Origin of the sequence: Microcoleus sp. T3_D1, assembly GCF_036700405.1 — a bacterium.
GTDB lineage: Bacteria > Cyanobacteriota > Cyanobacteriia > Cyanobacteriales > Microcoleaceae > Microcoleus.
On sequence record NZ_JAUBOV010000023.1, the window covers coordinates 75,100 to 89,578 of the forward strand.

Genomic DNA, 14,479 nt, shown 5'->3' on the forward strand with positions numbered 1-14,479 from the left:
AATAGGCGGTTTTCAAAGCTTAAAAAATATTAGTCAGGACTTACCTAGGTTGCGCTAGAAACCCGGTTTCTTCCTGAATACCTCGCTGTTAAACCTAAGATGTATACTCTAAACGGGGTTTCTTTGTGTAGTTTTGGTAAAAAAATCAAGTTTCAGAGAATCGCCGTGCGTCTACGAGTGTTTGTGTAAGTCCTATTAGGAATGAGAATTAAATCACTTGCATTTTTTGTAGGTTGGGTTGAGGGACGAAACCCAACGCCAGGCTTGATTGTTGGGCGGAGTGAAACGGAGGGTTCGTTCCACTCCGCCCAACCTACGAAGTTATTTAATCGACGATCCTTAGTATCAATCCGGATCTAGCGATCGATCGCACGAATACATTGCCAAATAAAGCTATAAAAAAATGGTAAAAATGTTTGTGACAACAGCCGTCGCTGGCATCATGATGAATCTCGCAATTTCGAGCTTAGGATTTGCTGCTTTAGTTCGCCCTGTCCCCGCTACGAATCAAACTGTTGCGACTCTAGAAAGAATGCTCAGTGCGACACAAAAGCCGGCGGCGCTGAACTATTCGCGCCTGGGGATTGGCGGCGTTCGGTTGGGGATGCCTGTAGAAGAGGCAAAACGTAAGTTGGGAAAACCGCAGCGCGACGAAAGTAAAGCTGCTGGGCCTGGCCTCGGCGACAAGATTCGCACGCTAACCTACTCAGGATTGACGGTAGCAGCATGGAAGGGCAAAGTTTATTTAGTTTCTACTACCAATCCCAAGTTTCTGACAATTGATGGTGTGAAACTAGGAGATAACAGGCAAAAAGTAGTTAAAACTTACGGTTATGGGTCGCAATCTGTGCAGGGTGGAGTGACTCGGTTGACTTACAGCAATGACCAAAAGGCTTCTAATTTGATTGTGGAAATTAAGGGCGATCGCGTGCAAAAAATTATTGTGAGCACGCAGCTAAACTGAAATATTAAATAACACTGCAAAAGTCCCGGTTCACAAGTTTGTAGTAAGGACTTTATTGCTTATTTATGAAGATTTTTAGCCTTTCTGTGAAGTGACTGGAGGGCTTTTTCCTGATGTACGCGCGTGCGTAGCTATCCCGTAGGGAATCGCCCGCGTCTCCTTACTCCTCTTCATCATCATCCGACAATTTTGTCATTTCCTCCGCAATTAGTGTCTGAAAATCCTCTCCGCAGTGAACGTTGAGATGGATTGCAGAGAGGAAGGAACTCTGCTAGAATTTCAGCTTTTTGTCGATCGCTCAAATCAGGTAACTGAAGTTTATCGATTAATATCAAATCCGCCCTTCATCGAAATTATTCATCTCTCTGTTCTCTGACTCTGCGTTCTCTGCGTACTCTGCGGTTTAATCATTCCAATCCAACCGGAATTGATATAAAGTAATAACATTTTGACACTCAGTGCCCAATTCTTCAATTAACGTACTCAGCCTAGAATTAGTTACAGAAATTGTCCGATCGCTAACTTCCATCTTTACTTAGGATCGCGAATTAAATAACTTACAATTTTAATTGTTATTGTGGGATGGGCGTCCCGCCCGTCCAAAAAGGACGGGCGGGACGCCCATCCCACAAACTTGTGGAAGTTATTTAATTCTCATTCCTTATCCAATTCTCAGTCCGCTAGGAGTGGACGAAAGTTTGTTGGCGGTTTCAACCAGCGAGGGAGATCGGATTTGGGATCACACCCATAAAAAAAAGTAGAGACCCGATATCGCATCTCTACACACATTTCAAAGTAAAGTGCGCCTCAGCGCACCCTACCAATTAGCGGTTCTGGGGAACAGGAGCACTCGGTGCTCCAGAAAAAGTCGCCTCACCAGTCTTAGCCCGCTTTTTGATCAAGATAGGCTTGACGCTGTTTTCTCCACCAATCGGGGGATCTTCTTGTTGAGCGTAATCAGCGCCCATCCAAGCAGGACGGCTTTGATCGAAAGCCATTTGCAAAGCAGCAGCAGCGATCGCGTGGGAGTCGTACTCCTCGGATAACTGAGACACCAGAGGCAAGAAAGATGCCATCCGTTCGCCAGCCAAAGCTTCACGAACTTTACCCTGCATCTTTTCCAACTGACGTGCTTCAATTTGCGCCCGTGTCGGAATGTTTCGCACCGTCAAGCTCGATCGCACGTGGCGTTCAATCAAGCGCAGTTTGCGGCGATCGACCGGTTGAATCAGCGTAATCGCCGTTCCTTCGCGACCAGCCCGGCCCGTGCGTCCGATCCGGTGAACGTAACTTTCCACACTGTCGGGCAAATCGTAGTTAATAACGTGAGTCAAGTGATCCACGTCCAAACCCCGCGCCGCAATATCAGTCGCCACTACCCAGCGCACCTGACATTGGCGGAACCGATGCAGCAAGCGTTCCCGCTGTGCCTGATTCAAATTACCGTGATACTCATCAACGCTGTGACCTGCTGCTTGCAGTTGGCTGGTGAGTTCTGCCGCCGACTGCCGAGTCCGCACAAAAATCAGTGCAGATTCCGGGTCTTCCATTTCTAGGATTGGCTGTAGGGCTCTTGCCTTCGACCAGCCACGGGGAATCATGTACACGCCTTGGCTGATGCGCTTTGGCGTTGCTTTTGGCTGTTCTACGGTGACGTTGACTGGGTTACGCAAATGCCGCGCCACCAGTTTCCGAATGGAAGGTTCCATCGTCGCCGAGAAAAATGCCGTTTGACGTTCTTGTGGTGCAGCATCCAAGATTTTTTCCACATCTTGGATAAAGCCCATGCTCAGCATTTCGTCAGCTTCATCCAAAACCAGCCACTTTACCTTGTCTAGTTTCAGGCTGCCGCGGCTGAGCATATCCAATATGCGTCCGGGTGTACCGACAACGACGTGAACGCCGCGCTTCAAACGCTGCATTTGACGATCGATCGATTGACCGCCGTACACTGTCAGAACTTGCAGAGAGCGACCCACTTTTACCGGGCCGTCGCTGCTAATGCCGCTCAAATCGCGGATGGCTTCAGTTACTTGCATCGCCAATTCGCGAGTCGGCGTCAGCACCAGTGCTTGCACCGCAGTTACATCTAAATCAATCCGCTCCAAGATGGGCAACGAGAATGCTGCCGTTTTGCCTGTCCCTGTTTGGGCTTGACCCACAACGTCGCGACCTGCTAACAGGTGCGGAATTGCTTGTACTTGGATGGGAGTAGGTTCTGTAAAGCCTAGTGTTTCCAGATGGAGAACGAGTTCTTCCGAAAGACCTAAGCCTTCAAACAATAAATTCATTAATGCTCCTAATAACGAGTCTTAGCCTTCTAAGTTGCCCAACTCGGATGCGGATTTCTGCTCGGCGGCAGGAACTCATAAGAGTTCTTTATGGTGCTGCGCCTGCGCGCACCTTCTTAAATAGCAATCGAGTATAGGGCAGCTCCGTCGATGGTGACTAAATTTACCAATTCGACAGCCGTCTTTGATTTTGTGACATCACCGATACCAACCGCCAGCGGTCGGCTTATGGGCTTCCAACATTCTTAAAACAGGACATTGGACTTCCTTTGAGGTACTTGCAAGCTTTCCCTCTTGGGCATTTTATAGTGAGGATCATGCCAGCCCCACTTCACTACAACATAGTAGTAATAGGTTTGTTGGTTCAGGCGCTATCCCGCAATCCGTCGCCTGCGGGATTGAGCAGGGGATGCAGCGACCGTTACCGCCTATCCATCTCAACACTCTTTCGGGATACCGTTGTGGTGTAGGGCGGACGGCGAAGCAATCTCAAATTCTCCCCGCTTATTTCTGGCTTGTTACTATCATAACTCTTTACATTCAGAAACAAAACATTAAATTCGTTAAAATTTTCCGATCGTTCTGTAGAGATAACCGCACCCCGAGGGGGAGCGTCGATTGCAGCCAGAGGCTAATAAAGGTTTATAACCCTTTGCTACCTATCTTTGCACAATATTTTACAAACCGTTACTTTTGCTGCACAATCCGCTAATCATTTTTGGCTGGTGTCCGGTTTTTGTTCGCCACACCGCCGATCGCGACAGTTCCAGCAACACTTACACTTGACCCCGCCCAGCACCGGATACAGTGCCACGTCAACTCATGAGGGTCGATCCCAGAATTTTAGACAAAAGAAAGATCGATCTCCCAGATGAGTCTGTGCAGTCAATCTAAAATCTAAAATCTAAAATCTAAAATCGACTTGACCGTAGAGGTCGTAGACATCTGCACCAGTAATTTTCACAGACACGATCGAACCCAGCCGCGCTTCTCCTGTCACATAGACGAGTCCATCTACTTCTGGGGAAAACCGAGCGGATCTACCAATCAACTCACCTGTCTCTGGTTGTTCTTGTTCTATCAGGACATCAACTACCTGACCGACAGATTCTTGATTCTTCTTCAATGATATAGGTTGTTGTGCCGCCATTACCGAATTGCGCCGCATTTCCATTATTTCTGCTGGTATTTGCTGAGGCAAGCTGAAGGCTGGGGTTCCTTCTTCTGGCGAAAATACAAAAACTCCTACGTGATCGAATTCGTGGCGCTTGACAAATTCCAGCAAGTGTGCTGCGTGTTCCTCGGTTTCGCCGGGAAAGCCGACAATAAAAGTTGTTCGCATCACAGCGCCGGGAAGTGCTGCTTTGAGTCGATCGACTATGGCATCATTAATCCCAGCTTGAAAAGGCCGATTCATCGCCCGCAGAATTTCCGGGTGCGAGTGTTGTAGGGGTAAATCCAAATATGGCAAAACGTTGGGCGTTTCGCGGATGGCTGCGACAACTTGCGGAGTCAAACCTGTAGGATAGGCGTAGTGCATCCGAATCCAAGGTACATCTACTTCACCCAAAGCGCGAAGCAGTTCGGCTAGTTTCGGTTCGCCATAAATATCTTTGCCGTAGTTGGTGGTAATTTGAGAAATTAAGATAATTTCCTTTACCCCTTCCGAGGCTAATTGCTTAGCTTCGGCGACAATAGATTCGATCGTCCGCGACCTTTGATTTCCGCGCAAGTGCGGGATAATGCAAAATGCACAGCGATAGTCGCAGCCTTCTGCTATACGCAGATAAGCGACACCTTCCGATGTCGTGCGGTAGCGGGGAGTAGTTTCGTCAGCGATGTAAGTAGGTTCACTAGAGACGAGGGAAACTCGATCGCCCTTTTCCACCTGCTGCATAACATTGACGATTTTATGATAGTCGCCCGTGCCGACAATTGCGACTGCTTCGGGCAATTCGTCCAGCAATTCCTGCTGAAAATGCTGTGCCATGCAGCCGGTGATGACTACTTTTTTATTAGCTTCTGCCAATTCTACCAAGGTGCGGACTGACTCTTCTCGCGCCGCTTGGATAAAACTACAAGTATTGACTACAACATAATCGGCTAATTCTTCATTAGAATCGACTTGATAGCCCGCTTGAGCCAGCAAGCCGATCATGTGTTCGGTATCGATGCGATTTTTTTCGCAGCCGAGGTGAGTAAATGCGATCGTTGGCTTCGTTGCCATGCAGTAATAGTTAGTGTTGCGCTATTTTTGAGAACGTTTTATGGTATCACACAATTTAAAAAATTGCAAGATTGCGTGGATTTGAACCGGGAATTCAGTATCAAAACCAAACAAACCGGGTTTTTGGGAGTTTCTGCACTGGAAATCTATCACAATACTTCTCATCACAAAGATGTCATGACGACATAAAAAATAATTATAATGATGATGATGATAAATGCGCTATAAATAATAACATTTTTTAGCTGGGTTTTCAGATTGTCATCTCTCAGCTTGGCACCTTTTAGCTTAGTACCTCTTAGCTTGGCACCTCTTAGCTTGGCACCGATCAAGTTGGCACGGTTCAGATTAGCATTGCTCAAGTTGGCACGGCTCAGATTAGCACCGCTCAAGTTGGCACAGTACAAATTGGCACAGAACAAGTTAGCACCGCTCAAGTCGGCACCGCTCAAGTCGGCACCGCTCAAGTTGGCACCGCTCAAGTCGGCACCGCTCAAGTTGGCACCGTTTAGGTCGGCAAGGTACCAGTCGGCACTTCTCAAGTCGGCACCTCTCAGATTAGCCTCGCTCAGATTGGCATTTCTCAAGCCGGCATTTCTCAAGCCGGCATCACTCAAGTCGGCATCACTCAAGTCGGCATCACTCAAGTTGGCATGGTTCAGATTAGCACCGCTCAAGTTGGCACATAACAAGCTAGCACCACTCAAGTTGGCAAAGAACAAGTTAGCACCGCTCAGGTCGGCACCGCTAAGCTTGGCAAGGGTCAGGTTGACACCGCTCAGGTTGGCATCGCTCAGGTTGGCATTGCTCAAGTCCGCACCACTCAAGTCCGCACCACTCAAGTCCGCAGCACTCAAGTCCGCACCAGCAAAATCTGTAGCAATATCTAGACCAGCAATTCTCGCTAGTTCCACAAAGTCATTTGTTTCTGCCTCAAGAATCTGTTGAATAGAGTGTTGAGGTTCTTGCAGAGAGTCTTCATTAGCCATATCGCAACTCCGCTCGACTCACATATGGTTGTTGTAATAAGCCACACAAATCTTTCCTGGCCCTTACTTGCGCGATTTTCTGCTTATTTATGGAATCTTTTTCTGACCACAGTCCCTCACCCTCAACACCAGTAATATGAACGTATTTGAGTTCAACCTCAAAAATTGCTTCCACACAGCAAGGCTGATTATTTACGGTCAGAGTTCCTAACTTTTCCTTCGGTAGCGTTCCTTTCAAAACTGACGAAGCTCTCTTGAGTTCAAACAGCCAAGCTGGATTTAACTCCGAACCATTTGTCGTTACTTCACACATAGAAGGAAACTGAAACTTTTCAGTTGCTTGTCTTTCTTTCAGCTCTTTTAAGCCAGTCAGATTACGCAATTTCTGAGGAATATGACTGTTTTCCAGATTGAGCTTCAGTCTTCCACCTTTCAAACCAAACTTGACACGCCCACCCCGTAGCGATTCCCACTGTTCGTTAAACTCGATGGTAATTGGCAGGTCAATTTGCTCAGACTCAACTAAAATTCCTTCCAATTTCATGCACAAGCAATCTGGGAAATTATTTATATGATGTAATTGAAACATTGTGGGTAGGGTTTCTGGCATTGTTTAGATGGAATCATAAATTTAACTCTTACCTGAAATACACCCTAATATGACGCTGCAATTGTTTTGCCGTCTCCACAAAACTTTTACACCCGTGCAGCGATACGTTCGTCTTGCGGGAAGATTGCACCTCGCTTTTCTAGTTCATACTTTGCATCTTCAGAAAGTCCGGAATTTTTACCAAATTCAGCACTTTTTACTTGGGCAGCGCTCAGGTTTGTTGCTGTCAAATTAGCATTGTGCAAATTGGCATTGCTTAAATTGGCATTGCTTAAGTCAGCACTAATTAAATCGGCATTACTCAAGTCTGCATTACTTAAGTCGGCAAAACTCAAGTCGGCATCCATCAGCCAAGCATTTCTTAAGTCAGCACTACTCAAGTCAGCGCGACAAAGTTTTACGTTTGTTAGTTTAGCATTGCTTAAGTTAGCAGAACTCAGATCGGCACGAATCAAATCGGCATGATCTAAGTCTGCACCGCTGAGATTGAATCTACTTAATTTGCAGCCAACTCCTTTAACACCACTTAAATTAGCTCCTGCTAAATCTTCATAAGGATTTAGACCCGCCTGTTTCACCAATTCAGATAAATTATTTGTATCTGCCCAAATTTTTATGATGCCAGTTGGGAGATGCGATTGTCGCGCATAAAATTTAGTCAGTCGCTTCTCTTCACTCCAAGCAACAAACGCAATTCCCCCAACTACACTTAACCCTACTGTCAAAGCTGGCGGATTTCCTCCTGTCAGCAACAGCATCCCCAACAAACCCGCACAAACTTGAGCCGTTTGCTTGACTAAAGAATTTAATCCAGCTTCAGCTTCTTTATAAAGACTAATTTGTTTGCGGTTGACTAAAGTCATATCAAATATCTCCTAGGGATTATTTGTCAAATTTTTTAAATCTGCCCAAAACCGAGCAATAATTCGACCTGCGAGAACTATCCACAACAAAAAATCAGAAGCTACAATAATGAAACAAGCATAACGAGATGCACCGAAAGGGCTTTCTTTTAGACAAATATCGAAACTTGAGAAATCTTTACCGATAATAATTTCACCGATTAAACTGGGAAGTTTTAAAAGAATACCCAGTGCGATCGCATCCTGAATTGACCCATAAACTGTTCTTCCAAGTTGACCCATTAACGCATAGAACACCTGATCGACAAACTCCAAAACATTCATCACGACCTTTTTCGTGAATGTACCCGATCGCGTAGTTACTGGAGGAGATGGCTCTACAGGAGTTGGACTCGATGGGGGTGGTGTCGGTGTCGGTGTCGGAGGCGGTGGCGCAGTCATTACGGCACGGTATAAATTTTTATATATCTCGATTATATCGCACTTTTAGATTAGGCTGGAAACACCAAAGATAAATCCAGAGACAAGCCGGGAAAAACCGGAATTACAACAGCCTCATTTTGCCGAACAACTCATTGCGATCGATCATTGAAATCACTTTGTCTTTTTTGCTCCGGTGTGCTGTGTATTTCCAGTTCATTATCTACCAAATTAAATATCCAATCAGCCGATTAATGCCGAGTTCATAAAGGGAATAATGAACCTGGATTTTAGATTACGAAATTTTCCGGGAACATCCATCAAGCCCGATCGCCCGACAGCACTTGAACAGCAGCAGACGCAAGTAATGGAGCGTCAGAATTTCCGCCCAAACCATTAACTTGAGGCATCAAAGTACCCATTTCCAATTGGCAAGATATTGGTCTAATTTGTCGATCGACCCCGACCAGTCGAACTTTTACCTTGGGGCGGGCATAATCACCACCCCACAAGAGTATTAAGATTTTTCCCGATGCAAATCTTGGCGTTGCTGAATACAGGTATGAATCCAAGATTTCCCAATTGCTATAAGTCCTCGGAGGGTGAGTTTTATAACTTCAAGCGAAAAGGTGATTCATACCGTGAATCAGCAACGCCATTTATTTTATGCGTAAGTATAGGGAACTTTTCCCAAAAAAGCTGCCATTTCGCCAAAAGTAGAAATCGGAGTCAGTATTAGAAACTGAGTACGACTCAGCAACAGCATATCAATCAAAGCGTTGCGGACGCCTTCTCTCGAAGTTCGTGGAAGACTAGGGCGATTGATGATGATTCGAGTGCCAAACTCTCTTAGCAGTGGCGAAATCTCTTCTTTCGAGCCATCGCTTGCCAGATAGATTGTGGTGTCACCTCCCATTATTTCAAGAGCTTTGCGAATTGAGCGACTATAGCGTTCTAAACCCAATCCCTGGTTAGCTTTGGTTGTAAAGTCACCGCGTCTTATGTGGACTCCAATGGTTGAGACCGACCAATTGAGGGAGAGTTTCTCAACCTCCTGAAGGATATCAGGCTTGGGAATCAGGTAGCTGCGAGCTGCATCAAGGTGTTCACCAAGTCTAGTTTCAAAAGCCCCGCGATCGACAAACTGCCAGTGAATATCTAGAATTACAGATTTGTGTGGCAGGTTTACTGCCAAGTCATGGGAACTCTTGTCTTTGTGATGATCGTAACGTACCAAGCAGTAGTCTTTATTAGGGATGTTTCGATCTTCGTCTTCCCACACAAATAAATCGTCGAATTTCGCGCAGCACTCTGGCGTCTCTGGCCAATTGACAACCAGCTTTCTTTCGGTACGCAGCGCAAAATCCTGAGCCAAAATGTGCGCCCGTAGTCGGTTAGCTAGACCTCTGTAGGCGAGATAAGTAACGGTTGGGGGCAATTCACTAGCAGAGTCAACATTTTGAAGGATGAGCCGAAGCTGATCTCGCCCAACTTGGGCCAGCCACGCCGACTGTGCAGCCTGCCAAACAAATCCTGGGGTCAGCGCCTTGACCATTTGTCGAACTGGTAACCAGAAATACTTGGAAATCATAGTGGGAATCTCTTCTCTAAAATAGTTTTGGCTCTTCCGGACTTACTATGCCAGGCGTTGCTGAATACAGGTATGAATTCAAGATTTCCCAATTGCTATAAGTCCTCAGAGGGTGAGTTTTATAACTTCAAGCGAAAAGGTGATTCATACCGTGAATCAGCAACGCCCAAATCTTGATGTTTTTTGAGCTTAAAAATACTGCTAGCCCAACTTACGAGGGGATTTGATCCGACGATACATCGGGGGCGATCGCCAGATTTGCTTCGCCCGAAAGCACTTGAGCAGCAGATCCTGTAGTTAATCGATGATCGTAAGAGTGTGTTCCCAAACCCTTAACTTGGCGCATCAAAGTGCCCATTTCCAAAGCACTCATCGCATAATTCCAGCCCAAATTGCTTTTAATTCCAGCCCTTTCCAAAGCTTGCTGCATCGTGTCAGTCGTCACCACCCCAAAAATCACCGGCACCCCTGTTTGAAAAGCAGCCGCAGCAATTCCCTTAGCAACCTCACCAGCCACAAAATCGAAATGAGGAGTTTGGCCCCGAATTACCGCACCCAGACAAATTACCGCATCGTAGCGGTGAGAAAGAGCAGCTTGGCGCGCCACCAAAGGAATCTCAAAACTTCCCGGAACCCAAAAAAAGTCCACCTGATGGCCATGAGGATTAATATCAACCCCGTGGCGTTTCAAACAATCTTGACATCCCTCCAAAAGTTTGTTGACAACCAAATCGTTAAAACGACCGATGACAATCGCAAATCGCAAAGATTCGGTGTGAGTAAAAGTTCCCTCGAAAACAGTCATAGTGTTCTAGTTTAGATTTTAGGTTTTAGGTTTTAGAGTTGTGTTTGTGAGAAGGCAAAAGTCAGAAAGCAGCAGCATCTCATCTGAATCTCAAGTACAAAAACATACAGGGTCGCGCGGTCTGGAAAATTCCTAGCTTCTGCCGAATGCCTTTCAATCGCTGGTGAATGCCTTCATCCTTCTATCTTTTACCTTCTTTATTAGATAGAGTTGGGTGAAATTAAACGACTAAAAAGTTCAATACACCCACTGCAATAACCAGCAAAAACCACAGACCCGATCCGACATAAATCAGGGATTTAGACTGATTCCAGTTTTGGGGAGAGGCATAAGCAACTGGCACGCCAACGACCATCACAAAAGACAGCAGTACCAGAGCCAGTAAAACCACTTGAAACAGAATTGATAACATCTTTTCTCCTTTCGATATAACCGTGCGTTGAGCAGAAATAGTTTCCCAGAACCGGAAAAAATCTTCCAAATTCTAGTTTTTGACAGTTTCCCGATAGTCGATCGAGAGATTGTCGGTTGATTGATAGGAAAGAACCCGTGCAAATTCGGGCGTTGCGCGAACAGGCGTCAGCGGCTTTTGAGATTTCGATCAATTTTATCATTGTTCGCTACACGACAGAAAAGTGGAAAGGTTAAGTTAAAGCCCGATCGACACATCCGGTTTCAGAGGGCGAGAAATTGCTACTGTTTGAGTTAGAGATGGGGGATTTTCGGCTATGGACTTAGTTTTGTGCCACACAACAGCAGATTTTGACGCCTTGGGGGCGGCGGTGGGACTTTGCGTGCTGCGCCCCGGTAGCAGGATCGTATTGACGGGCGGGTGTCACCCGACAGTGCGGGATTTTTTGGCGCTACACCGCGACGAGTACCCACTGATTGAACGCCGATCGGTCAATCCGCAAAAAATTCGCTCGATTACTATAGTTGATGCCTCCGGGCGCGATCGTTTGGGAAAAGCCGCCGAGTGGCTGGATTTGCCACACCTCAACGAAATTGCTATTTTCGACCACCACAAGGAGGCGGATTCAGACATCCCCGCTACAGTTACGCAGATCGAAGCAGTCGGAGCCAGCACGACATTAATTGTCGAAAAGCTCAAAAATCAAGCAGAAAAGAGCGACACACCATTCCGCCTTCTGCCTTCGGAAGCAACAGTAATGGCCCTCGGCATCCACGTCGATACAGGTTCCCTCACCTTTGAGGGCGCAACTGCGCGAGATGCAATAGCTTTGGCGTGGTTGATGGAACAGGGAGCGAGTTTGGGGGTAATAGCTGAATATGTAGAACCCGCTTTGTCTCCTCAATTGCAAGATTTGCTCAGAGAAGCGCTCAAGAATTTGCGATCGGAAATTTTGCACGGTTACAGCGTAGCCTGGGTGCTGCTATCTACTGAAGCTTACGTTCCCGGACTTTCTTCGCTGGCTTCTCGCTTGCTCGATTTAACTGAAACCGATGCTCTGCTGTTAGGTAATGTTTATAAATTTGGCGAAAACGAAAACAACCGCAACATCGAGCCCGAATCGCCAGTTTCCAATCGATTAACTATTATCGGTCGATCGCGCATCGAAGGAACAAACCTCAGCGAATTGTTCAAACCCCTCGGCGGCGGAGGCCACGCCCGCGCCGCTTCCCTCGCCACCCGCGATGTTGACCCCCTGCTGACTTTAAATCAGTTAGCTGACGAACTCAAAGCTCAAATTCCCCACCCTCCGACAGCCCGCGAATTAATGTCGTCTCCAGTGCGGAGTATTCGCCCGGAAACCTCGGTGGGGGAAGCTCACCGTATACTCCTACGTTACGGACATTCAGGGCTTTCTGTGGTCGATGCGGGCGATCGACTGGCCGGCATTATCTCGCGCCGCGATATTGACATTGCCCTGCACCACGGTTTCAGTCACGCCCCGGTGAAGGGTTACATGACTTGGCAGTTAAAAACGATCGCCCCAGATACCTTGCTGCCGGAAATTGAATCTTTAATGGTGACATACGATATCGGCCGCTTGCCAGTATTGGAAAACGGTCAACTGGTGGGAATTGTGACTCGCACTGACGTGTTGCGGGAATTGCACCAGCAAAAAGCGCGAGACAGGGGAAGCAATGCAGAATTGTCTTATTGTGCCGTCTCCGAATCGGTTGAGCAGTTGTTGCGATCGCGCATCAGTCCCGAATTATGGCAATTATTGTCGATCGCGGCCAATATTGCCCATAACCGCGGCTGGCAACTTTATATTGTGGGTGGAGCAGTCCGGGATTTACTCTTAGCCACGGATGATACACTGGCGCTAACAGATATTGATTTGGTTGTGGATGGAAAGTGCGGTTCCGACGATTCCGGTGCTGGTGTCGAGTTAGCTTCATCGCTGCAAAAACTTTACCCTGAATCGCGTTTGGACGTTCACGGTCAATTTCAAACGGCCGCGCTTTTGTGGCACAAAGACTCTGCTTTCGGCTCGCTGTGGGTGGATATCGCTACGGCTCGCACTGAATTTTACCCTTATCCGGCTGCAAATCCTGAAGTTGAAGCGAGTTCAATTCGCCAAGATTTGTACCGCAGGGATTTTACAATTAATGCGCTGGCGGTGCGGTTGGGTGTGCCTCGCAGCGGCGAATTGTTAGATTTTTTTTGCGGTTTGCTGGATTTGGAATCGAAGCAAATTCGAGTTTTGCACGCCAACAGTTTTATCGAAGATCCGACGCGAATTTATCGCGCTGTGCGGTTTGCGGTGCGGTTGGGATTTGAAATTGAGCCGCAGACGGAAGGATACATCCGCCACGCTTTGGCCAGCGGGATTTATTACCGAATTCAGGGGGAAAACGGCCGAGCTCCGGCTTTGGAAACTCGACTCAAAAGCGAATTGAAATACATTTTGCAAGCTCCTTACTGGAAAGTTGCTTTGCAAATGCTGGGAGATTTGCAGGCTTTGCGCTGCATTCATCCTAGTTTGGAGTTGGATCGGGAGTTGTGGCGGCAACTGCGTTTGCTCGATCGGTGTTTGAATGGAAGAAGGAAGAAGGAAGGCACGACACGGATTTTGACACGGATACACGGATTAATGATTGAGGGTGAGTCACGAGTCAGAGGGAAGAAGGAAGAGGGAATAGGGAAGAAGGAAGAAAAAGAAAAAGCAACTATTTCCAATGCCCAATTCCCGATGCCCAATTCCCCATTCCCCATTATCAATATCCCCGATTGGCAGATGCGACTGGAAGTTTTAATCGCTTATTTAGCACCGGAATATCGCGGCAAGGTGGCTGCAAATCTTCAGTTACCCGCTGACAGCATTAAGCGGTTGGAAGTTTTGGAAGCCGGAAAGAAGCAGTTAGCAGAGAATTTGCCTAAGTGCGAGTTGCCGAGTCAATTGGTGTTGCTGTTGAGGAATTATGAATTGCCGGTGTTAATTGCGATCGCCCTACAAAGTCCGCGAAGTGCACGCCGCCAAATCTGGGAATATCTCACCAAATGGGCGAATGTTGAGCCGCCTTTAAATGGCAACGATTTGAAGGCTTTGGGTTATAAGCCGGGGCCTGGGTTTAAACGAATGTTGGATGATTTGTTGGCGGCGAGGTTGGATGGCGATTTGGGCGATCGGGCTGCTGCTATCTCTTTCTTAGCACAACGTTATCCTCAAGCTTAGGATCGCGAATTAAATAACTTACAATTTTAATTGTTATTGTGGGATGGGCGTCCCGCCCGTCCTTTTTGGACG

General features: G+C 47.0%; 13 protein-coding genes. 3 read left to right on the forward strand and 10 right to left on the reverse strand.

Going from position 1 to position 14,479, the window contains the following annotated elements:
* The first annotated feature begins 418 nt into the window (after window positions 1-418).
* Both QT992_RS13110 and QT992_RS13115 read left to right on the forward strand, forming a co-directional pair.
* Complete coding sequence (locus tag QT992_RS13110) at window positions 419-964, forward strand: hypothetical protein (RefSeq protein ID WP_333343037.1); 546 nt, start codon at window positions 419-421, stop codon at window positions 962-964.
* A gap of 244 nt (window positions 965-1,208) precedes the next feature.
* Window positions 1,209-1,340, forward strand: a complete 132-nt coding sequence (locus tag QT992_RS13115; RefSeq protein WP_333343038.1) for a hypothetical protein — start codon at window positions 1,209-1,211, stop codon at window positions 1,338-1,340.
* Between the two features lie 448 nt (window positions 1,341-1,788).
* Here QT992_RS13115 and QT992_RS13120 read toward each other — a convergent pair whose 3' ends face one another.
* The 10 genes from QT992_RS13120 to psbZ form a co-directional block, all read right to left on the reverse strand.
* On the reverse strand, window positions 1,789-3,255 hold the full coding sequence (locus QT992_RS13120) for a DEAD/DEAH box helicase (protein ID WP_333109100.1): 1,467 nt from the start codon (window positions 3,253-3,255) through the stop codon (window positions 1,789-1,791).
* 904 nt (window positions 3,256-4,159) lie between these two features.
* Window positions 4,160-5,482, reverse strand: coding sequence for a 30S ribosomal protein S12 methylthiotransferase RimO (gene rimO, locus QT992_RS13125; protein ID WP_333322153.1), 1,323 nt, complete (start codon window positions 5,480-5,482; stop codon window positions 4,160-4,162).
* Window positions 5,483-5,646: 164 nt separating this feature from the next.
* The gene (locus QT992_RS13130; protein ID WP_333342568.1) at window positions 5,647-6,471 is read right to left on the reverse strand and encodes a pentapeptide repeat-containing protein; all 825 of its coding nucleotides are present in this window, start codon (window positions 6,469-6,471) and stop codon (window positions 5,647-5,649) included.
* Window positions 6,464-7,015, reverse strand: a complete 552-nt coding sequence (locus QT992_RS13135; RefSeq protein ID WP_333342571.1) for a hypothetical protein — start codon at window positions 7,013-7,015, stop codon at window positions 6,464-6,466. Before QT992_RS13135 ends, QT992_RS13130 begins: the two co-directional genes overlap by 8 nt.
* A 152-nt stretch (window positions 7,016-7,167) precedes the next feature.
* On the reverse strand, window positions 7,168-7,944 hold the full coding sequence (locus QT992_RS13140) for a pentapeptide repeat-containing protein (protein ID WP_333342574.1): 777 nt from the start codon (window positions 7,942-7,944) through the stop codon (window positions 7,168-7,170).
* A gap of 12 nt (window positions 7,945-7,956) precedes the next feature.
* Window positions 7,957-8,385 carry a hypothetical protein gene (locus QT992_RS13145; protein ID WP_333342576.1) on the reverse strand — a complete coding sequence of 143 codons (429 nt, stop codon included), beginning with the start codon at window positions 8,383-8,385 and terminating at the stop codon, window positions 7,957-7,959.
* Window positions 8,386-8,684: 299 nt separating this feature from the next.
* Complete coding sequence (locus QT992_RS13150) at window positions 8,685-8,936, reverse strand: hypothetical protein (protein ID WP_333342579.1); 252 nt, start codon at window positions 8,934-8,936, stop codon at window positions 8,685-8,687.
* A 92-nt stretch (window positions 8,937-9,028) separates the two neighbouring features.
* Window positions 9,029-9,955: a hypothetical protein gene (locus tag QT992_RS13155; protein ID WP_333342581.1), complete on the reverse strand. Its 927-nt coding sequence runs from the start codon at window positions 9,953-9,955 to the stop codon at window positions 9,029-9,031.
* Window positions 9,956-10,166: 211 nt separating this feature from the next.
* Entirely contained in the window at window positions 10,167-10,760 is a 594-nt protein-coding gene (gene ribH / locus QT992_RS13160) for a 6,7-dimethyl-8-ribityllumazine synthase (protein WP_333322144.1), read from the reverse strand.
* 220 nt (window positions 10,761-10,980) lie between these two features.
* Window positions 10,981-11,172, reverse strand: coding sequence for a photosystem II reaction center protein PsbZ (gene psbZ, locus QT992_RS13165; RefSeq protein WP_332957158.1), 192 nt, complete (start codon window positions 11,170-11,172; stop codon window positions 10,981-10,983).
* Between the two features lie 316 nt (window positions 11,173-11,488).
* Here psbZ and QT992_RS13170 point away from each other — a divergent pair, with 316 nt between their 5' ends.
* Window positions 11,489-14,407 (forward strand): CBS domain-containing protein, encoded by a 2,919-nt coding sequence (locus tag QT992_RS13170; protein WP_333342584.1) that lies wholly within the window; start codon window positions 11,489-11,491, stop codon window positions 14,405-14,407.
* Window positions 14,408-14,479 lie beyond the last annotated feature (72 nt).